Source organism: Bacteroides caecicola, from assembly GCF_023337095.1.
Classification (GTDB): Bacteria; Bacteroidota; Bacteroidia; order Bacteroidales; family Bacteroidaceae; genus Phocaeicola; species Phocaeicola gallinarum.
In genome coordinates this window covers 1-26,736 of record NZ_JAMBLM010000017.1, presented here as the reverse complement: position 1 = coordinate 26,736, position 26,736 = coordinate 1, and the positions used below count along the sequence as shown (strand labels likewise).

Genomic DNA, 26,736 nt, shown 5'->3' with positions numbered 1-26,736 from the left:
TATGGATCTTTTCAACTATTCACGAAGACAGGCGGATGAGGTGAACGTCGGGGCAACTCCGATGGGTGGAGACAACCCTATCCGCCTGCAAAGCATGACTAACAAACCTACCACGGACACGGAGGCTTGTGTGGAACAGGCTATACGTATCATCGAAGCAGGAGGAGAGTATGTGCGCCTCACCACACAGGGGACGCGCGAGGCTGAGAATTTGAAAAATATAAACATCGGCCTGCGTGAAAAAGGATATGATACCCCTTTGGTGGCCGATGTGCATTTTAATCCTAACGTAGCCGATGTTGCTGCTCTTTATGCTGAAAAGGTGCGGATTAATCCCGGAAACTACGTGGATGCCGCGCGTACCTTCAAGTCGCTGGAGTATTCCGACGAGGAATATGCCGCCGAAGTGCAGAAAATACGCGACCGCTTTGTTCCCTTCCTCAATATCTGTAAAGAGAATCATACGGCAATCCGTATCGGAGTAAACCACGGTTCGCTGTCCGACCGCATCATGTCGCGCTATGGCGATACGCCGCAAGGCATGGTAGAATCGTGTATGGAGTTTTTGCGCATCTGTGTGAGCGAACATTTCACTGATGTCGTTATATCCATCAAAGCCTCGAATACCACCGTCATGGTGAAAACCGTACGTCTGTTGGTACAGCAGATGGAAGCTGAAGGCATGGCTTTCCCGCTTCATCTGGGAGTAACCGAAGCCGGCGACGGCGAAGACGGGCGCATCAAATCGGCATTGGGTATCGGTGCGCTGCTTGCCGACGGTTTGGGTGATACCATCCGCGTTTCGCTGAGCGAAGAACCCGAAAACGAAATCCCCGTAGCTCGGAAAATTGTGGATTATGTTATCCGTCGGGAAAATCATCCTTATATCCCCGGAAAAGCCGCCCCCGAATTTAACTACGTGGATTCGGCACGCCGCAAAACGGTTGCAGTAAAAAATATCGGCGGAAATAATCTGCCCATAGTGATTTCTGCGCGCTTGGATAGCGACGACATGGCGGTAAACGAATCCTTTAAGCCGGATTACATCTATTGCGGGCAAAAACTACCCGAAGTGATGCGTGCGGATATCGGCTACATGGTAGACGCAACGGCATGGAACGGAACAGAAAATACCTATCCGGCGTTTACCGGTCAGCAGTTGATCGAGCTGCATTATTCTCCGGCACCGCTGAAGTTTCTGTTTACTTCTTATATGGGGATGAACGATGAGGTGATAGCCTGCTTGAAACGCCATCCCGAAGTTGTGATTATTGCACAAAGCAATCACCCCAACCGGTTAGGCGAGCTGAGAGGAATCGCACACCAACTGATGGCGGAAGGACTGATGAATCCGTTGGTATTTTTCCAACATTATCAGGAAACCGCGCTCGAAGACTTCCAGATAAAGGCAGCTGTAGATATGGGTGCGTTGGTGTTTGACGGGCTGTGTGACGGTATTTTGCTCTATAACCTTTGTGAGAGCGAATTTACATCTGCTCAATCCGATGAAACAGCCTTTGCCATCTTGCAAGCCGGACGCTTGCGGACTTCGAAAACGGAATACATTTCATGCCCCGGATGCGGCCGTACCCTGTATGACTTGCAGGCTACCATAGCCCGCGTGAAAGCGGCAACGTCTCATCTGAAAGGCTTGAAAATAGCCGTTATGGGATGTATTGTCAACGGTCCCGGTGAAATGGCAGATGCCGATTACGGTTATGTAGGTGCCGGACGAGGAAAAATCAGCCTCTATAAAAAGAAAGAGTGCATCGAAAAAAACATTCCCGAAGAAAAAGCAGTAGAAAAACTCGTAGAGCTGATCAAGGCAAACGGAGATTATCACGAGAAGTAAGCACTTCGATATAATGAAAAGGCGTGTACATTACGAAACTTAAAAAAAGAAAGTCGGTACACGCCGTTTTTCTGTTATCAAATCTGAAATAGCGTTTTCGGAGAAGCGAATATCCTAAGAAGCTATAAAAATCAATTCTTTACCAGCAAAAAAAGTAGAAAATTTTTGCCTGTTCACGGAAAAGCCGTACCTTTGCACGCCGATTATTATCAAAAGTGACAAAATTTAATCCGAAACGTTTTGTTTGTCTTTGTCCGAAGATGAATGAGACGCGAGGAAAGTTGTTTTTTAGTAGTAACATTTTAAAAAAAGATTTAAGAGTGGATACTTTAAGTTACAAGACCATTTCAGCAAACAAAGAAACTGCAACGAAAGAATGGGTTGTAGTTGATGCTACCGATCAGGTCGTAGGCCGTCTCGGTGCGAAAGTTGCAAAATTGTTGAGAGGAAAGTACAAACCGAACTTTACTCCTCATGTAGATTGCGGCGACAATGTAATCATTATCAATGCAAGCAAAGTAAAATTTACGGGTAAAAAATGGACCGACAAGATTTACCTGCGTTATACAGGCTATCCGGGCGGACAGCGTGAAATGACTCCGGCTGCTTTGATGGCGAAACCCAACGGCGCTGAGAAGCTGATGAAGAAAGTCGTAAAAGGAATGCTTCCTAAAAATCGTTTGGGCGATAAATTGCTGGGCAACTTGTATGTTTATGAAGGAAGCGAACATACACACGAAGCTCAATCTCCGAAAGTAATTGATATTAACTCACTTAAATAATAGAAATGGAAGTAGTAAATGCATTAGGCAGACGTAAAAGCGCGATAGCTCGCGTTTTCGTAAGCGAAGGTACGGGAAAGATTACTATTAACAAGAGAGACCTTGCACAGTACTTTCCATCATCCATCCTACAATATGTAGTAAAACAGCCGCTGAACAAATTGGAAGTTGCTGAAAAATATGATATCAAAGTAAATCTGCGTGGTGGCGGTTTCACCGGTCAGTCACAAGCTCTGCGCTTGGCTATCGCTCGTGCGTTGGTGAAAATCAATCCGGAAGACAAGAAGGCACTTCGTGCTGAAGGCTTCATGACTCGTGACTCACGTGCCGTTGAACGTAAGAAACCGGGACGTCCGAAAGCACGCCGCAGATTCCAGTTCAGTAAACGTTAAGCTTTTGAGTTTGTTAGTTTTTAAGTTTGTAAGTTTGTTTAAGTAATCGGTTTCCCCAGACTTACGCCGACTCAAGAGCTTAAAAACTCAAAAACTTAAAATAAAAGCGTTTAGTATCTAAACCGTCGGGATTTTCCCTACATGGTTTGCGGAGAAACTACCCGGCAGTTGGTTCAATTAACAAAAAAGAAAGTAAACGATTTAAAGATTAAAACAATGTCAAGAGTAAATTTTGATACATTATTGGAGGCTGGTTGCCACTTCGGACACCTTAAAAGAAAGTGGAATCCGGCAATGGCTCCCTATATTTTCATGGAACGCAACGGAATCCATATTATCGACCTTAACAAAACCGTTGCTAAAGTAGATGAGGCTGCTGAAGCCCTGAAGCAAATTGCAAAATCAGGAAAGAAAATCCTGTTCGTTGCTACTAAGAAACAAGCAAAACAAATCGTAGCTGAGAAAGCTACATCTATCAATATGCCTTATGTTATCGAACGTTGGCCGGGCGGTATGTTGACTAACTTCCCCACCATCCGTAAGGCTGTGAAGAAAATGGCTACTATCGATAAGTTGACTAACGATGGTACATTCTCTAACTTGTCTAAAAGAGAAATTCTTCAGATCTCTCGTCAGCGTGCTAAATTGGAAAAGAACCTCGGTTCTATTGCTGATTTGACTCGTCTGCCGTCTGCATTGTTTGTTGTTGACGTATTGAAAGAAAATATCGCAGTACGCGAAGCTAACCGTTTGGGTATTCCTGTATTTGCTATTGTAGATACAAACTCAGATCCTTCTAATGTAGATTTCGTAATCCCTGCAAACGATGACGCTACCAAGTCTATCGAAATCATTCTCGATGCTTGTTGCGCAGCAGTAGCAGAAGGATTGGAAGAAAGAAAAGCTGAGAAGGTAGACATGGAAGCTGCAGGAGAAAATACTCCGAAAGCTCCGAAGAAAAAAACGGCTAAAGCGCGTATGGATAAGGCTGAAGAAGATGCAATCAACGCATCTAAGGCTGCCGCTTTCATCGACAAAGAAGAAGAGGCTTAATATTTATTCAAGAATAGAAGATTGAGAATTGAAAATTAAAGGAATTGATTTTATTATCCTTTTTCTTTAATTCTCAATTCTCAATTTTCGTATATGACGTTCTTGAACATTCATTTTTAATTTTCAATTTCTAATTTAAATAAGATTACTATGGCTGTAAGTATGGCTGATATCCAGCACTTGCGTAAAATGACAGGAGCTGGTATGATGGATTGCAAAAACGCTTTGACCGAAGCTGAAGGAAACTTCGATAAAGCAATGGAAATTATCCGTAAAAAAGGACAGGCAGTAGCTGCTAAACGTTCTGACCGTGAAACTTCAGAAGGTTGCGTTTTGGCTAAGTCTACCGGAGATTATGCCGCTATGATTGCGCTGAAATGTGAAACTGACTTCGTGGCTAAGAACTCAGACTTCGTGGCTTTGACTCAGGCTATCCTCGATGCTGCTATCGCTAACAAATGTCAGACTATCGACGAAATCAAAGCTCTTCCGATGGGTAACGGTACGGTAGCTGATGCTATTGTTGAACGTAGCGGTATTACGGGTGAAAAAACAGAATTGGATGGTTATAACTTCGTTTCTGGAGCTTGCACTGCTATTTACAACCACCAAAATAAGAACCAGTTGTGTACGTTGGTTGCTTTCAACAAGGCTTGCGACGAAAAGGTTGCACACGAAATCTGTATGCAGATTGCAGCTATGAGTCCGATTGCTATCGATGAAGCAGGTGTTCCGGCTGACGTATTGGCTCGCGAAAAAGAAATCGCTGCCGATAAAGCACGTCAAGAAGGCAAACCTGAAAACATGATTGAAAAAATTGCAATGGGACGTTTGGGCAAATTCTACAAAGAAGTATGTCTGCTGAAACAAGAAAGCATCATGGACCCGAAGAAAACGGTTGCTGATGTATTGAAAGCTGCTGACCCTGAATTGGCAGTAGTTGACTTCAAACGTTTCACTTTGCGTGCTGAATAAAATCAGTCCTTGCGAGGGACTTTAAGATAAGGCATGGATTTTATAAATGGGAGCCTCTCACTTGTAAATTCCATGCCTAATTTTTTATCCGGATAATTTGTTTTATTTTTTAATCTAAATACATGAAATACATTTGGCTATTTGTTTTGATTTGCTGTGTTGGCGGTAATTTGGCAGCAAAAGAGATTGTTTCCTTACTCTCTCCAAACGGAAAGATAGAAGTAAAAGTGCGTGCTTCGGATAAAATTTATTACGACATCTTTCTGGAAGGAAATCCTGTATTAGAAAATAATGTACTGAGCCTGACTTTGCGTGGCGAAACTTTAGGATTGAATCCTGTGGTAAGAAAGGTTCAGAAGACACAAATTAATGAAGAGTTACATCCTGTTGTTCCCTTAAAATATGCTACGGTTGCGAATCGGTGTGCCGAAGCCTTTATACAGATGAAAGGCAACTGGGGAATACGGTTTAGAGCGTATGACGATGGGGTAGCCTACCGTTTTGTGTTGCAGCGGAAGGGGGAGGTTGAGGTTCTGACGGAGGAGATGAATTTAAACGTGCCTGACGACTGTTTGCTTCACTTGCAGCAGCCGGGAGGTTTTAAGACTTCGTACGAAGAAGCCTATACGCATGTGGCTTGTCGGGACTGGAAAACAGAGAAACGTTTGGCTACTCTCCCTGCGTTGTTTGAAACAGCAGACTCTGTTCATATCTTGATTTCCGAAGCCGATTTGCATGATTATCCTTGCCTCTTTCTTACAGGAGACAAGGAACGGGGAATAACTTCTGCTTTCCCGAAAGTTCCGTTAGAATTTGGCGAAGACGGAGACCGGAGTTTGAAGATTCTTCAAGAGGCGGATTATATAGCCCGTACATCCGGAAAGCGAGATTTCCCGTGGCGGTACTTTGTTGTGACGGCAGATGATAAGGTGATTGTTGAGAATACGATGAATTGCAGGCTGTCGGGACAGAGCAAGCTGGAAGATGTTTCGTGGATACATCCCGGACAGGTGAGCTGGGAATGGTGGAACGGAGCTTCGCCCTACGGCGATGACGTGAATTTTGTTTCCGGATTTAATCTGAATACATATAAATATTATATTGATTTTGCTGCCAAGCACGGAATCCCTTATATCCTTTTAGACGAAGGGTGGGCAGCAAGCACGTACGATCCTTATACCCCGAATCCGGAGGTAGACGTACACGAACTGATCCGATACGGAAAAGAAAAGAATGTAGGAATTGTGTTGTGGCTTACTTGGCTGTGTGTCGACCGTCATCCCGAATTGTTTGCTAAATTCCATGAGTGGGGAGTGAAAGGCGTGAAGATTGATTTCATGGACCGTAGCGACCAATGGATGGTTAATTTTTATGAGCGTGTAGCCCGTGCAGCAGCCGAAAATCATATTTTGGTCGATTTCCACGGTTCGTTCAAGCCTGCCGGGTTGGAGTATAAATATCCCAATGTGCTGTCTTACGAGGGAGTGCGCGGTATGGAACAGATGCAGGGATGCACACCCGACAACAGCCTTTATTTTCCTTTCATGAGAAATGCCGTGGGCGCGATGGATTATACACCGGGAGCCATGATAAGTATGCAGCCGGAGGTATATAGCGGTTGCCGCCCTAATTCGTCGAGCATCGGGACACGTGCTTATCAGTTGGCACTGTATGTTGTGTTCGAAAGCGGTTTGCAGATGCTTGCCGATAATCCTACTTTATATTATCGCAACGAAGACTGTACCCGTTTCATTACCGGCGTTCCTGTTACGTGGGATGAAACGAAAGTTTTGGCTGCCGAAGTGGGGAAATATGTGATAGTGGCAAAGCGGAAAGCCGGAAAATGGTATATAGGCGGCATTACGAATAACGAAGAGAAGGAGCGTAGTTTTAGCTTGAACTTCGACTTTCTGCCGGAAGGGAAACAATATAAAATGACTTTGTTTGAAGATGGCATCAATGCCGGTTATCAAGCCATGGATTATCGGAAAAAGGAGATTACGGTAAAGCGTGGCGATAAGTTATCGGTAAAGATGGTTCGTAACGGCGGTATGGCTGCCGTGTTGGAGTGATTATAAAAACAGTAGCAGATGTGTATTCGTATGCACATCTGCTGCTGTTTTCCGCTTACGGTTTTAACACCACGCGGTCGCCGGCATTTTGTGCCATCAGGCTCTGTGTTTCGTGCAGTTCCTTGTAGCGTTTCATGATTTCCGCACAGCGCACCGGGTCGTTGGCGATGGCAGGGTCGGTCAGCGCCTGAAGCGTGTGCTTCATTTCCTCGTCTACGATAGACAGTTTGAAGTCGACCAACAGGCGGGGAATCAGTTCGTACAAACGTTCTTCGTCGGTCACTATTTTCTGCCCTTTCGAGTGGTATTTGCTAAGTTGGTAACGCTCGCTTATCATGTCTACGGCAAGTTTGCTTACCTGCGGGTCGGGATGGGCGATGAAATACCGCTCGGCGGTAAAATGTTCATCGTGCAAGTGGGCTTCCGCTTCTTTCAGAACCCGGCGGTGGAGTGCATCGTGAAACTGAAGTTCGTCTTCTTTCAGGCTTGAAGCGATACATTCGATAACAGTCAGCGGGTGCTGCTCGCCGTTCTCGTCTTCTACGTAACACATGATTTTCTCGCCGTGGCGTATCAGCATCCGGATTAATTCTTCTTCTTTGGCATAGAAAACGCTTTGTTCGTTTCCCGTGGTGGGGATAAACGAAGTGTAATTGTCCGGTTCTTCACTTTGAGGCGCGGGCGAGATAACAGACGCGGGTATGTCTTCCGGAGCGGGAGGAGGCGGAACGGGTGTCGATGCATCCGATGGGGGAAGCGTGCCGGCAGGTTGCGACTGCCGTGTTTCGTCAGCAGGCGAAAGGGCGTTGCGCTGCTCCCGTTCCCGTTTGCGCTGTTCTTCCTTGAATTTTGTTTCGCGCGCCTGTTCGATAAGTTTCGCCGTGGCTTCCACCAATATTTTTTCTTCCATCTGGAGCAACTGGCTGCATTCGCGGATGTATACCGAACGCACAATGGCGTCGGGTATCACCGAGATACTCTTCACGATGCTCGAAATCAGTCCGGCACGCTTGATGGGGTCTTTCCCGGCTTCTTCCAACAGCAGGTTGGTCTTGAAGCGGATAAAATCCACCTCGTGGGCGTTGATATAGGCTTGGTAATCCGTAGCGTTGTGCTTGCGGGCGAAGCTGTCGGGGTCGTCGCCGTCGGGCAGGAGGCAGACTTTGACGTTCATGCCTTCCTCTAACAACATGTCAATGCCTCGGATGCTTGCCTTGATACCCGCTCCATCGCCATCGTAAAGCACGGTGATGTTATTCGTAAAGCGGTGAATCAACCGGATTTGGTCGGACGTAAGCGCCGTACCCGATGAGGCTACCACGTTCTCAATTCCGCTTTGGTGCATCGAAATCACGTCGGTGTAACCTTCTACAAGGAAACAGCGGTCTTGACGGACGATTGCTTGCTTGGCAAAATAAATGCCATACAGCTCTTTGCTTTTGTGGTAGATTTCCGATTCGGGCGAGTTGACGTATTTCATCTGCACGTTTTTCGTTGCTGCACTCAACACACGCCCTCCGAACGCCACCACCTTTCCCGAAATGGTATGTACCGGGAAGATGACACGTCCCCAAAAGCGGTCGCGCAGGGTCCCGTCGTCTTTTTTGTAACACAGTCCGGTTTTAATCAGGAAATCTTCTTTGTAACCTTTCTGCAAGGCAGCCTTTGCCAGTGCGTCGCGGCTCTCCGTGCTGTATCCTAATTGGAATTTCTTGATGATGTCATCCCGGAATCCACGTCCGCGCAGGTACGTCATTCCGATGCGTTGCCCGTCGATGTGATTATATAAAATGTCTTGAAAATATTCGGAAGCAAACTGGTTGACCACGAACAGACTTTCGCGCAGGCTGTTTGCCTGCTTCTCCTCGTTGGTCAGTTCGCGTTCCTTGATTTCGATGTTGTACTTCCGCGCCAGCCATTTCAGTGCTTCGTAATACGAGAGCTGTTCGTGCTCCATAATGAAGTGAATCACGTTTCCTCCCTTTCCGCAGCTGAAACATTTACATACTCCCTTGCTGGGCGATACGCTGAACGAAGGGGTTTTTTCGTTGTGGAACGGGCATAGCCCGATGTAGTTGACGCCCCGTTTGCGTAGCGTTACAAATTCGGAAACCACATCAACTATTTGTGCGGCGTCCAATATACGGTCTATGGTGGCTTGGTCTATCATAATCAAACGACAAATGTACGGAAAAAACTGGAACAGACGTTTTATTTTTTGTGCGAAGATGAGCATTTGTTTTTATTTTCATCCGGCTTTGTCAGAGGCTTAAAACACTATGGGAAGAACCGGGCAACGCTATGGGAAGCGTTGGTCAACGCTACCGCATAAGATGACTGACACTAACGGTTGCGTTTTGGGGAGGAACTGCACCGGTAAATTTGAACCGGTGCTGATATTTCAGGTGCTGAAAGCTGTAAAAAAGAACGGAAATATATCAGAAATCGGTTATGTTAGTATTTATATGATTATCAGTATGTTACTGATTTATTTGGACAATAGAGGCAGGATTTTGGACAATAGAGATAGTGGTTTGTACTTTTCTGACCGTAGTTTGTACTCTTCGTTTCATGGGTTTTACTTCTATCTTATACCTTTGCCATCAAAGTTAACTAATCAAAAAACCTATTTATGAAAAAGACTTTATTGATACTTTCGTTAATCTTGTGCGGAGGCAAGATGATGGCGGAAAATTACATCGTAAAATCTCCCGATGAAAACATCGTCGTAAATGTGGAAACGGGAGCGATTACCACCTATTCTGTGAGCTTTAAAGGACAGGTCGTATTAAGTCCTTCTCCTATCTCAATGACATTCGATAACGGTACGGTTATCGGCCGGAATATGAAAGTTACCGATGTGGATTACCTTTCAGAAGATAAAACGCTGACTCCGGTCATTCGTCAGAAGAGCAAAACGATACGCGACCATTATAATGAAATGGTGTTGAGCGCAGATAAATACCAGCTTCGTTTCCGGGTGTACGATGACGGTCTGGCTTACCGGTTTCATACCGATTTTGCCGATTCTTTAAAAGTGCTGAGCGAAGAAGCTACTTATTGTTTCCCGAAAGACTATAACACATTGTTCCCCGAAGAACGTACCATGCTGTCGGCACAGCAACCTTTGTTTAAGCCGATGAAACTTTCTGAAATTCGTCCGGAACAGTTTTGCAGCACTCCCATCCTGATAAAGATAGACGATAAGGCGCGTATCTTCATCAGCGAATCCGATTTGGAAAGTTATCCGGGAATGTTCTTGAAGAAACAGGGCAAATACGAACTGGCAGGCAAGTTTGCCGCTTACTCGTTGGAGGATGAAAAAACCGACGACCGTCAGATATTCCCCACCAAGCGTGCCGATTATCTTGCCCGCGTGAGCGGAACGCGCAACTATCCGTGGCGTGCGATGATTGTGGCCGAAGATGATGCCAACCTGATAACCAATCAGCTTATCTATAAGTTGGCTCCCGAATCGGAAGGAGACTACTCATGGGTACGTCCGGGAAAAATCGCATGGGACTGGTATAACGCTTTGGCGCTGTATGATGTAGATTTCAAAGCGGGTGTGAATAATGAGACGTATAAATATTATATCGATTTTGCTTCGCGTTACGGAATCGAGTACGTGGTGCTCGATGACGGATGGTCGGAAGCATGGGATGTAACCAAGACCGTTCCCGAAATCAACATGGAGGAACTGGTGGCTTACGGAAAGAAAAAGAACGTCGATCTTATTTTGTGGGTATCTTGGGCTCCGTTCCGCGAAAAGTTGGATGAAGCATTCGACCTGTTTAGCAAATGGGGTATCAAAGGTATCAAGATGGACTTCATGAACCGCGATGACCAAGAGATGGTTGACTTCTATTACACCGTAGCTCGCAAAGCTGCCGAACACAAACTGTTGGTAGACTTCCACGGAGCTTACAAACCTACCGGATGGTTACGTACTTTCCCCAACGTGCTGACTTCGGAAGGAGTAGCCGGTCTTGAGAATCATAAATGGGGCAGTTTCGTTACTCCGGAACATAACGTAACGTTGCCTTTTACACGCATGGTGGCAGGTCCGATGGACTATACGCCGGGAGCGATGCTCAACTTCCACGAAAAAGACCACAAGATATGGTTTAACCTTCCTGCCTCCGTGGGTACACGCTGCCATCAGTTGGGCATGTACGTGGTATACGAAAGCCCGTTGCAGATGTTGGCCGACTCTCCTTCAAACTACTACCGCGAAGAAAAGTGCATGGAGTTCTTGAGCCAAGTGCCCGTGGTATGGGACGAGACCCGCGTGCTGAAAGCATCGGTAGGAGAATACGTGGTAGTGGCCCGCCGTTCGGGAGACACATGGTATATTGGCGGCATGGTAGGTAAAAAAGGACAAACCTTCGACATCAACCTCGACTTCATCAAAGGAACAAAAACGATGACCAGCTGGGAAGACGGAGTAAATGTCGACATACAGGCAAGAGACTTCGCCTGCCGCACCAAGAAAGTAAAACAAGGCGATACCGTAACCATCAAGATGTATGATGGCGGAGGTTATGCGGCTATCATCAAATAAGTATTTGCGGGAGTTATCCAAACTCCCGTAAAGCCCATTGATTAATTATCTAATCGTGTGAACACATACTTACTAAATCTAATTACTTATCTAATGAAAACATTTCAATCAAGTTCAAGTAGCAAGCATCTCTTGATAGCGGGTATGCTTGCATGGGGAATTTTGCCGACGTTTGCAAGTCCCGCTACCGCCCATGAAGCAACGGATGCTGCTCCTATCGTTCAGCAGGATGTTACGCTGAAAGGAACAGTTGTAGATCAGAAGACGGGCGAACCTATCATCGGTGCTAATGTGGTTGTAAAAGGTACTACCAACGGAGTGATTACCGACATCGACGGTAACTATATGTTACAAGCTCCCGTAGGTTCTATTTTGGAAATATCTTATATCGGATATCAGAGTTTGGAAATCAAGGCTACGGCTCAGCCCCAACACATAGAGCTTGGTGAAGATACGCAAGCGTTGGAGGAAGTAGTGGTGGTAGGTTATGGCGTACAGAAGAAAGCAACCGTAACCGGGTCTGTGGCTACGGTAAAAGGAAGCGAACTGAAAGCCACCGGTACACCGAACGTTACCAATATGTTTGCCGGTAAGATTCCGGGTGTAATTACTACCTCGAATTCCGGTGAACCGGGCAATGACTGGTCTGATATTTATATCCGTGGTAAAGGTTCATTGAATAGCAATAGTCCGCTGGTTGTAATCGATGGTGTGGCAGACCGTAATGGCATCAGTAACTTGGAGCGTTTGAATCCGAACGATATTGAGTCTATCAACGTATTGAAAGATGCTTCTGCCGCTATCTATGGTGCGCAGGCTGCCAACGGTGTTATCTTGGTTACTACCAAGCGCGGTTCGTCTGCCAACGGCAAACCGGTCGTAAACTATAACGGTTCGGTAACGCTGGCTCAAAACACCCGTACACCCGACTTGATGAATGCCTATGAGTACATGGTTTACGATGATGAAATCAAGCGGTATAACAATCAGACTCCTCTTTGGGAAAGCGTGAAAAACGGTTATTTGGACGGAACGATTGACCGCAACCAGTATGGCGATACCGACTGGATGGACGTATTGTTCCGTGGCGTAGCTCCCCAAACCCGTCACTCTCTGTCTATCAACGGAGGCACGGATAAGGTAAAATATTACGTTTCAGGCGACTATTCTTATCAGGAACCGATGTATGAGAATACGGTATTCAACTATAATACCTATCAGGTACGTTCGAATATTGATGCTCAGGTAACAAAAGATTTGAAAATCAGTGTAAACCTCGACGGACGTAAAGAGCGTCGTAACCAGTCTATCTATCCTACGTCTACCATCTTCTGGGAAGCGATGCAAGTTCCCCCTCACATGTACGATTATTATCCGAACGGATTGCCGGGACCGGGTATCAATAACGGAAATAACATTGCTATCCTTGCTTCCGGAAAAGATACGGGATACGATAGAGTAGACGATTACTTTATAAACTCGAAGTTTGCTTTCGAACTGAACATGCCGTGGATTACCGAAGGACTTTCTTTGTCGGGTTACGGAGCGTTCAACTTCCATTTCCGCAATGAAAAGCAGATGTGGGATGTATGGGATACCTATACTTATAATACACTGACGGGTAATTATGATAAGCAAACCACTAACCCCGAAGGAGGTACGATTAAGTTGGACCAGTCGCATGAGAACAACTTGTCTCGTACGCTGCACCTGAAGTTGGCTTACGACCGAGTATTTGGCGATCACCATATAAGCGCATTCGTGGCTTACGAACAAAACAAGTACGATGGTGAAGTATTTGCGGCAGAACGTAACTATTTCTTAAACAGTAAGCTGGATTACCTAAACTTTGGTGGAGACCGTGAAAAGACCAACTCCGGTAGCGGCTATATTTCAGTGCGCCAGAACTTCTTCGGACGTTTGAACTATACGTTTAAAGACCGCTATATGTTTGAGTTCTCTATCCGTCGAGACGGTTCAATGAACTTTGCTCCCGGTCATCGTTGGGGTACATTCCCCGGTTTGTCTGCCGGTTGGCGTATCAGCGAAGAAAAGTTCATCCGCGAGAAAGCTCCTTTCATCAACGACCTGAAGTTGAGACTTTCTTGGGGTAAGTTAGGTAACGATAACGTAGACGCTTTCCAATACGTAAGTCCGTATGTGATGGAGAACGGTGCCATTTTAGGCAGAACTCCGGCATTGGGCAAAGCCATTTACCCGGGCGTGCTTGCCAATCCGTATATTACATGGGAGAAAGTAGACTCGAAGAACATCGGTGTCGACGGAACTTTCTGGGATGGCATGTTAGGATTTACTGTTGAATATTTCTTCCAGAAGCGTACCGATATCCTTGCTCCGCGTCAGGCTTCTATCCCTTACTACACCGGATTGGGAAATACGCTTCCCGATGAAAACTTGGGTGAGGTCAATAATCAAGGTATCGAATTTATGTTGAGTCACCGTAATAAGATAGGAAACGTAAATTATTATGTAAGCGGTAACTTTACCTTCGCAAGAAACAAGATTGTATATTTCGATGAAGCTGCCAACATTCCCGACTGGCAACGTGAAACGGGAGGCCCGATGGATACGTGGTTGATGTATAAAACCGACGGTATTTACCAGACTTGGGATGAGATTAACAGCACTCCGCATTTGTCAGGAACTCAGCCGGGTGACATCAAATACGTAGATGTAGACGGTAACGGAGAAATAACGGATAACGACCGAATCCGCAGCAATACCAGCAACGTTCCTGAAATCGTGTACGGTATCAACTACGGCATCGAATGGAAAGGATTGGAAGTAAGCATGTTGTGGACAGGACAAGGGAGAGCCAGCCAGATGATTGTGCCTTACTCTTATAACTTGGATAAGGATTTCTATGAAAACCGTTGGATTTCTGCCGAAGAAACTCCGAACTCCAAATATCCGAGAGCTTTCAATAAAGACGACCAAATCAATACGAAATGGAGCGATTTCTGGCTGTATGATGCTTCGTTCATCCGTTTGAAGAATGTGGAAATAGCTTATAACCTGCCGCAACGAATCGTAGAACGCTTGAAGATGCAGAACATCCGCCTGTCATTGACGGGTACAAACTTGCTGACGTTTGATAAGATTAAGATACAAGACCCGGACTCAAAAGCTACCGGCTTTAATCAGGCATATCCGATGGCAAAAACTTATTCGTTTGGCGTTAATGTCACTTTCTAACCTTTAAAAGAATACGTATATGAAAACAAAAATATTTAAAACGATTGGTCTTGGGGCATTGATAGCTTCTGTAGGAGCGTGCGACATCTTGGATGTTGAGCCTTTAGACACTTATACAAAAGAAGATGTGTTTACTGATGTAAGCCTGTTACAGTCATACGTACACCGTAACTATAACCTGCCTCAAACCGGTTGGGATCAGAGCGCTTTGCGCTTCTCATGTGATGAAACGTATAATAACTTTAACTGGCAATCTTCGTACACGGTACTTGAAGGAAGCGTAACTCCCGACCAGTTGGGTAACTTGGATATCTGGAGTGCGTATTATGAGAACATCAAGAACTGTAACATCTTCTTCGAAAACATGGACTATGTAAATCAGGTAGACGAACCGGAAAGAAGCTACCTGATAGGCGAAGAAACCTTTTTCCGCGCTTTCTATTACATGTCATTGGTAAACCGTTACGGCGGTGTGCCTATTATAACGAAGTCTTATAATCTTGAAGATACCGACGAGATGATGGATGTGAAACGTGCAAGCTATAAGGAATGCGTAGACTCCATTATTACATGGTTTGACCGCGCTGCAAACTATTTGCCTGAACAATATAGTGATGACGCTGACTTTGGACGAGCAACAAGTATTGCGGCAAAGGCGATGAAGAGCCGTATGTTGCTGTATGCAGCCAGTCCGTTATGGGCTTCGGAAAGCGGTAGAACCTATCAAGAGGCAGCTGATGCAGCCAAAGAGGTTATCGACTTGTGTTTAGCCAATGGTATGGATTTGGATCCCGATTATGGAGGTATGTTCTTGAATCCTGAAAGTCAGGAAATCATTTTCGAACGCTTGTATGACCAAGAGCACGGACATTATTTTGATTGGGATAACTCACCTAACGGGTACGGTGGCTATTCCGGTACTTGCATTACTCAAGAAATGGTTGACAGCTATGAATTGCCGGGAAGAACATTCCCTGACAGGACATGGTATACCACAGGCGATTCAACGGATGTTAATCCGTGGCAAAACCGTGACCCGCGTTTCTATGCATCTGTCTTATGCGACGGACAAGAGTTCAGAGGACGTGAAGTTGCTTTCTATGTGCAGGAAACCGAAAATGAGAAAACTCATAAGATTGAAGTTGTATCAGGTGGTATAGATAGTGAATTCGGAAATCAAAACTGGAACTATTCTAAGTCTCACTATACCATTCGTAAGTTTATGGATGAAACCTTGCGTGTGGCTTGGACAGATAAAGGAAGTCAGCCGTGGATCTATTGCCGTTTGGGTGAAATTTACTTGAATTATGCCGAAGCATCTTATTTTGCCGGAGATGAAGAAACGGCTCGTAAATACCTGAACTTGATACGTCAAAGAGCACGTAACTACGGTGTACAGTATTTGGAACAAGATATCCCCGATATGCTTCCGGATATTACAGCGAGCGGTGACGAACTGTTCGAGGCTATTCAGCAAGAACGTAAGGTTGAATTAGCCTTTGAGGAACATCGTTTCTTCGATGTACGTCGCTGGAAAAATGCTGAAGAAAATCAAGTCGGGCAATTCCACGGCATCCGAATCTTGAAGAAATTGAATGGTGTAAAGAACTATAAGATAATAGAGTTAGGAAAAGTACGTAGCTTTATAGCTCCGAACCACTATCTTGTCCCGATACCGAACTATGAGCGTCGCAAGAACAGTGCGTTGGAACAAAATCCGGGTTACTCTGACTTGTAATCGTACAGAATCAGAACAACATGAACCGATAGATGTGTAGGGTTAGGTTATAGTAGCAATAAACGCTGCCGCGTTTATAAATAAATGTGCCCGCGTTTTGAAAAAAATACGGGCATATTTTTTATTTTTACCCATCGGAAAACACTACCGTTAGTGTTACTCATCTTATGCGGTAGCGTTGACCGGTTCTACCCATAGTGTTGATCGGTTCTTCCCATAGCGTTTTTCAAGCCGCTGACAAAGCCTGATAACGTTTGGACAAACCTGTTGTTCGAGATAAATCATAGAATAGTAACTGAATAAAAATTAGAATGTTATGAATGTGTTTAAAACACTGGCTGTAGCCGGATGTTCATTGCTTGCCTTAAACGGGGCGGCTGATGAATCTCCACGTTGGCATATTGCACCGGATAATAAAATCGTGTGGACAGTTGACGGGCAGATTCCTCACGAAGACCATATTGAAATGAGCGGCAAACAAGTATCGGTGGTATTGCGATACGGAGTGGATTGCAACGGAGGATTCACACTGAATAAAAGCATGGTATGGCCTCTGCTGCGAACTATCCCCAACAATACCCATGCCAGCCTGATGCGTCGTTACGATTGGAATCCGCTGAGCGGCATCACGGTAAACGGACGCAGCTTTACCAACGAGAAAGTAAAAGATATTACGCTGAAAGGAATGCTTACGGTAAAGAGTACGTTCGATCAGGGTTATTACGGACAGTGGGAGCTGACCCGCGAATATCTGCCTTCGGCAGAACTTCCTGCTTTGGTGGAACTGTATCAGGTGGTGAATACGGGTAAGGGCAACCTTTCCATTGAAATACCGGAAGACGGTTTTGTGGCTCATACAGACCCTGCCAAAGGGGTGACAGGCTCGTATACCATCGAAGGAAAACTTGACCGCAACGGATTTTTCACCTTGCAGCCCGGCGATACCCTGCGCTTTACTGCTTCTGTTTCTGCACATCGGCAGAATGAAAGTCCGGTAAAGATTGATGCTGAGGCTGAGAAGGCGAAACGCATGGATTTGGTAAACGGATGGATGGATAAACTGGTGTTAGAAACTCCCGATTCTGTTATCAACCGCATGTTTGCTTTTTCTAAAATCCGTGCTTGCGAAAGTATCTACGAAACACAGGGCGGCCCCATGCACGGCCCCGGAGGAGAATCGTATTACGCGGCTATTTGGGCTAACGACCAAGCAGAGTATATCAATGCTTATTTCCCTTTCACCGGGTATGAATACGGCAATGCTTCCGCACTGAACTCGTTCCGTCATTTCGCACGCTTTATGAACGACGAATGGAAACCCATTCCCAGTTCGATAGTGGCCGAAGGGCTGGACATCTGGAACGGAGTAGGCGACCGCGGGGATGCGGCAATGATAGCGTACGGAGCATCGCGTTATGCGTTGGCTTACGGAAACCGTGAGGTGGCGGAAGAATTGTGGCAACTCATTACGTGGTGTCTGGAATACTGCAAGCGCAAACTGAATGCCGAGGGCGTGGTGACATCGGATACCGACGAGCTGGAGAACCGTTTCCCGTCGGGCGATGCGAACCTCTGTACGTCATCGCTCTACTACGATGCGCTGATTTCGGCTTCTTACCTTGCAAAAGAATTGAACAAGGGTAGTAAGATTGCCAATACATACCGCAGCCAAGCAGCCGAACTGCGTAAAAACATCGAAAAATACTTTGGAGCCAAAGTTGAGGGATTTGATACCTACGCTTATTATAAGGGTAATGACATTCTCCGTTCATGGATTTGCATCCCGCTTACGGTGGGTATCAACGAACGTGCGCAAGGAACCATCGATGCTCTGTTCTCACCCCGCTTGTGGACGGAAAACGGGCTGCTGACCCAAGCAGGCGACCAGACTTTCTGGGACCGTTCTACACTTTATGCTCTGCGTGGAGTCTATGCGGCAGGCGAAACCGAAAAGGCTACCGATTACCTGCACCGTTATTCGGCAACCCGTCTGTTGGGTGAACACGTGCCTTATGCCATCGAAGCATGGCCGGAAGGCGGACAGCGTCACTTGTCGGCAGAAAGCGGCTTATACGGGCGCATCATCACCGAAGGCATGTTTGGCATTCGTCCGGTCGGATTTAAGGAATTTATCGCCACTCCCCGGCTTCCGCAGGCATGGAATGAGATGAGGCTTCGCAACATTTGTGCTTTCGGAACTACATTCGACATGGAAGTCAATCGCTTGGCTAATGGAAAGTTGCAAGTGTCTGTTTGGCAGAAAGGGAAAAAGAAAACTTATACAGTGAAAGACGGAAATTCTATTAACATCAAATTAATGTGATTTTATGAAACACACTTTACTTATTGGTTTGTCGGTTTTATGCCTGATGGGGTGTGGCACTTCTCAAAAGGAGAATGACGGACAACTTACTCCGGAGCAGATTTCTGTATTTACATCGTCCGACAAGGATTTGGAAAATGTGTATATGTGGGCGAAAAAGACGGCATTGTCGTATGCTCACGACGGAACGGATTCGGTAGGCTATTGGTATGAAGCGGCTTTGCCGCAGCGTGAGGCGTTTTGCATGAGAGACGTGTCTCATCAGTCGGTCGGAGCCCAGATATTGGGACTTGGGCAGCATAACAAAAATATGTTTACCCGCTTTGCGGAAAACATCAGCGAGAGCAAAGATTGGTGTACGTACTGGGAGATAAACCGTTATAATAAACCCGCTCCCGCCGATTACCTGAACGACAGCGAATTTTGGTATAACCTGAATGCCAACTTCGACGTAATGCAGGCTTGCCTGAAAATGTACGAATGGACGGGCGATAAGGATTATCTTACCGATTCTTGTTTCACCAATTTTTACGACAAGTCATTGAATGAATACATCACTCGCTGGAAGCTGGAGCCTGAGAATGTAATGGCTCGCCCGCGCTATATGAACCAGCCGGACAATTTTGATGTGAACAACAATTTCCATACTTGCAGGGGACTGGCTTCGTATGTCGAGAATTTCAGAGGATTGACGATGGGGGTCGATTTGCTGGCATCTCTGTATGCCGGATATAATGCCCATGCCCGGATTGCTGCATTGTGCGGCAATGAAGAACAGGCACAGCAGGATATGTTGCGTGCGCTTCAGTATCGCGACATCATGGAAAACCAGTGGTGGAGCGAAGACAGTTCGTATTATCAGACTTTCTGGACGGAAGACCGCAAATTTTATCGGGGTGAGGGAGTTCCTTTCATCTTATGGTTTGGGGCTACAGAGAATCCCGACCGCATCCGTGCTTCCGTAAAAGATATTCTGAGCAGGGAGTGGAACGTAGAAAACTTGTCGGCTTTCCCGGTTCTGTTGTATCGGTTAGGATATTATAAAGAGGCTTACGATTACATGGTTACTTTGCCTCAGATGGACCGTTCCGAATATCCGGAAGTATCGTATGGTATTGTCGAAGGGATGGTTAGCGGCATGATGGGTGTGGTTCCTTCTGCCAGCCGGAATACGATTGCTACTTGTTCGCGCTTACCGGAGGGAGTAAATGAAGCACAGATAGCAAATGTTCCTGTAATGGATGGCTATGTTACGGTGAAACATACGGGACGTTCGGCTACTGAAATAGTAAACAATACCGGCAAGGATTTGACTTGGGAGGTTTCGTTTGTAGGCAACTGTCCGCAGGTTGAGGTAGACGGGAAAACTTATTCTACCGTACAGACGCAAGACAACAATGGCAATACGATTGCCACAGCTTCTGTAGAACTGCCTGAAGGAAGCACGCTTACGGCTAAGGTTATTTCTCTTAATTGATTACAGGCATGAAGAAAATAGTTCTATATTTATTTTGTTTGGTAACGTTTGGCGCGTATGCGCAGAAAACGTTTGAACTGAAGTCGCCCGACGGACGACTGGTCACTACTGTTAAGGTAGGCGAACGGCTTACTTACGATATCCGCTGCAACGGGAAGCAGGTGTTGGCTGATTCTCCGTTGGGTATGACATTAGACGACGGCACGACGTGGGGCGAAAGTCCCCGCTTGTCGGGTACTTCGCGCAAGAGTGTGGATGAAGTGATAGCTTCGCCTCTTTACCGCCGCGCGCAGGTACGCGACCATTACAACGGATTGACCTTGAAATTCAAGAAGGGATGGAACGTAGAGTTCCGTGCCTACAACGATGGCATTGCCTACCGTTTCGTAAGCCGTGTGACGAAGCCGTTCAATATTTTGGATGAAGAAGTAAGTTATTGTTTCCCTTCCGATGTAAAAGCCACGGTTCCTTACGTAGTTCCGCGGGCAAAAGACGGTACGCTCGAAGCACAGTTTTACAGTGCATTTGAAAATACGTATGTTACCGACAAACTGTCGAAACTGGATAAAAAACGCCTGATGTTCCTGCCGCTGGTGGTAGAGACGGAAGACGGGATAAAGGTATGTATCACCGAGTCTGATTTGGAAAGTTTTCCGGGACTGTATCTGTCGGCTTCCGAGGGTGGAAACAAGCTGACGGGGGTTCATGCTCCGTATCCGAAGAAGAGCATACAGGGCGGACACAACATGTTGCAGATGCTGGTAAAAGAGCGTGAGGCTTTCATCGCAAAGGTAGATGGCAGTCGTTCTTTCCCGTGGCGCATGGCGATTGTGGCTGCCGAGGACAAAGCGTTGGCTGAATGTGATATGACTTATTTGCTGGCTTCTCCGTCGCGCATTGACGATATTTCATGGGTGAAACCCGGAAAGGTGGCATGGGAATGGTGGAGCGACTGGAACTTAGACGGAGTGGACTTTGTGACAGGCGTAAATAACAATACCTATAAGGCATATATTGATTTTGCTGCACAAAACGGTTTGGAGTATGTAATTCTTGATGAAGGATGGGCAGTAAACCTGAAGGCAGACTTGATGCAGGTGGTAAAGGATATCGACCTGAAGGAGTTGATTGATTATGCTTCCGCTAAAGGAGTGGGTATCATCTTGTGGGCCGGTTATTATGCTTTCGAACGCGATATGGAGAACATTTGCCGCCATTATGCCGAGATGGGGGTGAAAGGCTTCAAGGTAGACTTTATGGACCGCGATGACCAAGAGATGGTAGACTTTAACTACCGTGCGGCTGCGATGTGTGCGAAGTACAAACTGCTGCTCGACCTGCACGGCATGTACAAACCTTCGGGACTGAACCGTACTTATCCGAATATCTTGAATTTCGAGGGCGTCCACGGACTTGAAAACATGAAGTGGAGTACGGCGGAAGTCGACCAAGTAGAATACGATGTAACCCTGCCTTATATTCGTCAGGTGGCAGGCCCGATGGACTATACGCAAGGAGCAATGCGCAATGCAGTGAAAGAAAGTTTCTATCCGTGTAACTCCGAACCGATGAGTCAGGGAACACGCTGCCGTCAGTTGGCATTGTACGTGGTGCTGGAATCGCCGCTGAACATGCTGTGTGATACGCCGCAAAACTACGCACGCGAAGCTGAATGTGCGCAGTTTATCATGGATATTCCTACCGTGTGGGACGAAACCCGTGTACTCGACGGACGGATGGGCGATTACATCGTGACTTCACGCCGTAAAGGAGATGTTTGGTATATTGGCGGACTTACCGACTGGCAGGCACGCGACATTGAGATAGACTGCTCTTTCTTAGGCAACAAGAATTATGAAGGAGTTTTATATAAAGACGGAGTTAACGCACATCGCACAGGTAAAGATTATCGGTGTGTACCCGTTGAGCTTAATGGAAATACTCGCCTGAAAATACATTTGGCTCCGGGAGGTGGTTTTGCTATCCGTGTGAAATAAAATTACTTTATCTGTTGTATTCCCCGTTTCTTACAGCGGAAGAGTTTCTCCTTCTGTAAGAGCGGGGGATTATTTGTACATGCAAGCTGGATTTCTATATCGTACGACGTGATTCTTCTGCCAAATAACTGACTGATAAATATTCAACCGCGAAGGCTTGAATTTAAAATCTTGTCAATAAAGATGCAGGATTGCGCTATTTTTCGTATTTTTGTAAAGAGAGAGTTGTTAATCATACGTCACGATGCTAAGAATTACTCATATATTATATTTCGTCCTGTTTAATCTTTGTCTGCTGTCATTGCACGGTCATGCCAATAATTTCAGATATTATACGATAAGTGAAGGTCTGTCGGTCAATGCGGTTTATTGCATTATGCAAGATTCGAAAGGCAGAATGTGGTTCGGAACGATTGACGGACTGCACAGTTTCGATGGCAATCAGATACAGGTATGGAGAGATTCGCAGGTAAAAACGTTAGGGCCTTGTATCTATACCGTGTTTGAGCACGAACAACAGCTTTATGTAGGCAGCGATGAAGGTTTGTCTGTATTTAATCTTTGTATGGAAAGTTTCTCGGAATTCGATGTCCGTACCGAAGCAGGCGAAGGCATTCGCACTCCCGTGAGGCAAGTAACGAAAGACAGCAAGGGAAACCTGTGGATATCGACATTCGGGCAAGGCGTTTTCCGTTTCGACGTGCGGCAGGGGAAATTGTATCAGTACGTGTCGCCCGGCAAGTCAATCTCCGATTTCGTTTATTCGGTTACGGAAGACAGCTCCGGTACGATATGGCTCGCCACACAAGATGCAGGCATCGGGAGGTACATCCCTTCTAAAGATGTGTTTCAGCCTATTGCTTCCAATACGGTGAAAAGCATACGGGTGATATTCGAAGATTCGCGGAATAATCTGTGGGCGGGCAGCAATACAGAGGGGCTTTTCCGTTTGGATAAATCGAAAAAGCAATTAGTGTCTGCCGTAAAGCCCTTTGGAGTCAACCGTCCGCTTCAGGTCCGTAAAATCGTTGAGAAAGGTATAGGAGTCCTGCTGTTTGCTTCCGATGAAGGATTAACCGAATATGATACGAATACCGGGACAGTAACCTCGCTCAAGGTTGATAGCAGGCATCCCGACGGATTGAATGACAATTATTTGCATGAACTGTTCTTCGACCGTGAAGGTTCGTTGTGGATAGGAACCTATTTTGGAGGCGTGAATTACGTTTCTGCCACCGGAGACAATTACAAACATTATAACCGGAAAAACTCGCAGTTGAACGCACGCATCGTGAGCGTGTTTGCAAAGGCAGATAATGACAATTTATGGATAGGAACAGACGATGCCGGATTTTTCTACTGGAACAGGCAGGATAATACGTTTAAATCGTATTATTCGGCATCGGGTAAGTCAGTACCTTCTTATCATAACATTCATGCGCTGATGCAAGACGGGGATAAACTGTATGTGGGGATGTATATGGGCGGGTTAGACATTCTCGATTTGAAAACCGGAACATTTAAGAATTACAAGGCTACCTCTTCGCCGTATTCTCTTTATTCTTCGGAAGTATATGCGCTTTATAAAGATAAACGGAATCAAATTTGGGTAGGTACTACATTGGGCTTGAATAGATACGACGTGCAGAACGATAAGTTTGAACGTATCTATGAAGTTAAGTCGGCAGATGTTTCGTGTATCTTAGAGGACGCGGATGATTATTTATGGGTATGCTCGCTGAATAACGGCATCTTCCGCTTCAATTATAAAGCAGAGAAATGGGAACATTTTCATCGTTTTTCAGACAAAGAATCCCGGATTGCTACTGACCAGATTGTTACGGTATGTAAAGATGACAGAGGTGGCCTGTGGTTTGGCACTTACGGAAACGGATTGATGAAATACGATTATAAGAACGGAAACTTTGTAAAAATAGATTTACCTTCTTACATTCGGGTTATTCATAAAATCATTGCCGATAAGGGGCACTTATGGCTTACCACTAACAACGGACTGTATTGTTATGATGCTGCAACGGGAGAAACGAAATCGTATAACAAATACGATGGCTTGCAGGAGAACCTGTTTCTGCCCAATTCAGGAATCCAACTGTCCGACGGTACGATTATGGTAGGAGGCATTAATGGTTTCAATGAGTTTCATCCCGATAAAATCCGGAATAATATTCAGGTTCCAACCGTTATTCTTACCGATTTCCAGTTGTTTAACCAGCCGGTTAAGATTGGCAGCGAACATTCTCCGCTGGCTGCGTCGATTACCTATTCCGACCGTCTGACCCTGCGCCATGAACACTCCATGTTCAGTTTTACTGCCGTAACGTTAAGTTATACCAATCCGTCTAAAAACCTGTATCGGTATAAATTGGAGGGATTTGAAAAAGAATGGACAGAAACCGACCTGCCTCCTCGCGTAACTTATACCAATCTGCCTGCGGGGAATTATGTATTTCGGGTTAGTGCGTCGAATTCCGATGGAGTGTGGAATCAGGATGCGATAGCATTGCCTATTCAGGTGCTTCCTCCGTGGTGGCGGTCTATGCCTATGATTTTCTCTTATATTCTGATTTTCATCGGTAGTCTGGTGTATGTGTTTTATCGGATAAACCGGAAGCATCGTAACCGGATTGCGATACTGACCGTAGAGAAAGATAAGGAAATTTACCAAAGCAAGATAGAATTCTTCACCCATATCATGCACGAAATCCGTACACCGCTGACGCTTATATTGGCTCCGCTTGAAAATGTGATGCAGATGGATGGCTCGATAAAAGACGCACTGCCGAAACTGCAAGTCATAGAGCGGAACGGAAAGCGGCTGCTTACGCTGGTCAATCAGCTGATGGATTTCCGGAAGATAGAGTCCGGGCGCATGGATTTGGCGTTTACGGTAGTCGATATCAGGACATTGCTTGCCAATGTTTATCAGCGGTTCCAGCTTTCGGCAGAAGTAAAACAGATCGAACTGCTTACTACCATGCCCGACGAGGCTTGTTACGTGAAGGTAGATCAGGAGGCTTTTACCAAAATAGTAAGCAATCTGTTATCGAATGCCTTGAAGTTTACCGGCTCTCACATCTGGATTGACTTGGCGATTACCCCGGAAAGGCGTGTAGAGCTTTGCGTGAAAGACGACGGACAAGGTATTCCGGCAAAAGACCGTGAGAAAATATTCATGCCGTTTTATCAGGTAGCCGAAAACCGCAAAAGTGATTACGTGGGTACGGGCATCGGTCTTTCTTTGGTAAAGAAGCTGGTAGATATGATGAAAGGCGAACTGACCTTAGAGAGTGAGCCGGGCAAGGGAACCACGTTTGTTATTCGCTTTGACATGGCGGAATCGCCGGAAGTGAAACCCGATGAGGCATTGCCCCAAGTGAGTGCCCCGTCTGCTTCCAGCGGTGCGGCAGATGCCGTGCGGTATCACATTCTGGTGGTAGATGATAATCAGGATATGAGGAATTATTTGCAGGCGTTGTTGTCTGATTATCGGGTGACGTGTGCGTCTGACGGCAAAGAGGCATGGGAACTGTTGCCGAAAATCATGCCCGACTTAATCATCAGCGATGTGATGATGCCCGTAATGAGCGGTATCCAGCTTTGCCGTAAAGTAAAAGAAAACCTTTTGGTTAGCCACATCCCGGTAATTATGCTGACGGCAAAGGCTACAGCCGACGATTACGTGGAAGGTTTTGAAAGCGGCGCCGACATTTATATCGAGAAGCCATTCTCTGCCGATGTGCTGAAAGCCCAAATAGCCAGCCTGTTCAAGAACAGGGAGCGGAGCAGGAGAGAGTTTAAGTCGGAACCGATGGCTTCGCCGGCAGGCATGTCGTGCTCGAAGTTAGACTCCGCCTTTATGGAAAAGGTAGCCAAGATAGTGGAAGAACGGATGACCGAGCCTGATTTTACCGTAGACATCTTGGCGCAAGAGGCAGGCATATCCCGTTCCGGCCTGTTCAACAAGCTGAAAGCCATAGCCGGCATGACCCCGAACGATTACGTCCGCCTGATCCGCTTGAAAAAAGCTGCCGTGCTTTTGGCGGAAGAAGGTTTGTCGAGCAGTGAAGCCTGTTTCCAAGTGGGCTTTTCTTCACCTTCTTATTTTGCCAAATGCTTCCAGACCCAGTTTGGTGTCTCGCCCACCGAGTTCAGAAAGAAATATACGGCACAATAGCGGCAAGCTGAACCGTATTTGTTGTTTTTTGCACCGTTATTCTTATTTCCCTTTGTTCTTCTTTGTTAGTTTTGCGGCATGAAAAACATTCAGGGCCTGT

At 45.9% G+C, this 26,736-nt stretch carries 14 protein-coding genes; 13 read left to right on the top strand and 1 reads right to left on the bottom strand.

Going from position 1 to position 26,736, the window contains the following annotated elements; genetic code table 11:
• The first annotated feature begins 1 nt into the window (after window position 1).
• From M3085_RS12815 to M3085_RS12790, 6 genes are all read left to right on the top strand, one after another.
• On the top strand, window positions 2-1,852 hold the full coding sequence (locus M3085_RS12815) for a 4-hydroxy-3-methylbut-2-en-1-yl diphosphate synthase (protein ID WP_249053199.1): 1,851 nt from the start codon (window positions 2-4) through the stop codon (window positions 1,850-1,852).
• Window positions 1,853-2,172: 320 nt separating this feature from the next.
• Window positions 2,173-2,634: a 50S ribosomal protein L13 gene (gene rplM, locus M3085_RS12810; protein WP_178256309.1), complete on the top strand. Its 462-nt coding sequence runs from the start codon at window positions 2,173-2,175 to the stop codon at window positions 2,632-2,634.
• A gap of 5 nt (window positions 2,635-2,639) precedes the next feature.
• The gene (rpsI, locus tag M3085_RS12805) at window positions 2,640-3,026 is read left to right on the top strand and encodes a 30S ribosomal protein S9 (protein ID WP_178256308.1); all 387 of its coding nucleotides are present in this window, start codon (window positions 2,640-2,642) and stop codon (window positions 3,024-3,026) included.
• 216 nt (window positions 3,027-3,242) lie between these two features.
• A complete protein-coding gene (gene rpsB, locus M3085_RS12800; protein WP_191710530.1) occupies window positions 3,243-4,079 on the top strand; it encodes a 30S ribosomal protein S2 in 837 nt (278 codons plus the stop codon).
• Between the two features lie 150 nt (window positions 4,080-4,229).
• Window positions 4,230-5,054 (top strand): translation elongation factor Ts, encoded by an 825-nt coding sequence (gene tsf / locus M3085_RS12795; RefSeq protein WP_191710531.1) that lies wholly within the window; start codon window positions 4,230-4,232, stop codon window positions 5,052-5,054.
• A gap of 122 nt (window positions 5,055-5,176) precedes the next feature.
• Window positions 5,177-7,126: a glycoside hydrolase family 97 protein gene (locus M3085_RS12790; RefSeq protein WP_249053198.1), complete on the top strand. Its 1,950-nt coding sequence runs from the start codon at window positions 5,177-5,179 to the stop codon at window positions 7,124-7,126.
• 55 nt (window positions 7,127-7,181) lie between these two features.
• Here M3085_RS12790 and dnaG read toward each other — a convergent pair whose 3' ends face one another.
• Window positions 7,182-9,296 (bottom strand): DNA primase, encoded by a 2,115-nt coding sequence (gene dnaG / locus M3085_RS12785; protein ID WP_249053210.1) that lies wholly within the window; start codon window positions 9,294-9,296, stop codon window positions 7,182-7,184.
• A gap of 462 nt (window positions 9,297-9,758) precedes the next feature.
• On the opposite strand from dnaG, the gene M3085_RS12780 reads away from it, so the two are divergent.
• The 7 genes from M3085_RS12780 to M3085_RS12750 all read left to right on the top strand — a co-directional run bounded on the left by M3085_RS12780 (window position 9,759) and on the right by M3085_RS12750 (window position 26,636).
• Window positions 9,759-11,690: a glycoside hydrolase family 97 protein gene (locus M3085_RS12780; protein ID WP_249053197.1), complete on the top strand. Its 1,932-nt coding sequence runs from the start codon at window positions 9,759-9,761 to the stop codon at window positions 11,688-11,690.
• Window positions 11,691-11,783: 93 nt separating this feature from the next.
• Entirely contained in the window at window positions 11,784-14,906 is a 3,123-nt protein-coding gene (locus M3085_RS12775; protein ID WP_249053196.1) for a SusC/RagA family TonB-linked outer membrane protein, read from the top strand.
• A gap of 19 nt (window positions 14,907-14,925) precedes the next feature.
• The gene (locus M3085_RS12770) at window positions 14,926-16,644 is read left to right on the top strand and encodes a RagB/SusD family nutrient uptake outer membrane protein (RefSeq protein ID WP_191710534.1); all 1,719 of its coding nucleotides are present in this window, start codon (window positions 14,926-14,928) and stop codon (window positions 16,642-16,644) included.
• Window positions 16,645-16,960: 316 nt separating this feature from the next.
• Window positions 16,961-18,967, top strand: coding sequence for a hypothetical protein (locus M3085_RS12765; RefSeq protein WP_178257086.1), 2,007 nt, complete (start codon window positions 16,961-16,963; stop codon window positions 18,965-18,967).
• Window positions 18,968-18,971: 4 nt separating this feature from the next.
• Window positions 18,972-20,444 (top strand): hypothetical protein, encoded by a 1,473-nt coding sequence (locus M3085_RS12760; RefSeq protein WP_178257087.1) that lies wholly within the window; start codon window positions 18,972-18,974, stop codon window positions 20,442-20,444.
• Between the two features lie 8 nt (window positions 20,445-20,452).
• Window positions 20,453-22,441 (top strand): glycoside hydrolase family 97 protein, encoded by a 1,989-nt coding sequence (locus M3085_RS12755; RefSeq protein ID WP_249053195.1) that lies wholly within the window; start codon window positions 20,453-20,455, stop codon window positions 22,439-22,441.
• 244 nt (window positions 22,442-22,685) lie between these two features.
• The gene (locus M3085_RS12750; protein WP_249053194.1) at window positions 22,686-26,636 is read left to right on the top strand and encodes a hybrid sensor histidine kinase/response regulator transcription factor; all 3,951 of its coding nucleotides are present in this window, start codon (window positions 22,686-22,688) and stop codon (window positions 26,634-26,636) included.
• The last annotated feature ends 100 nt before the right edge of the window (window positions 26,637-26,736 follow it).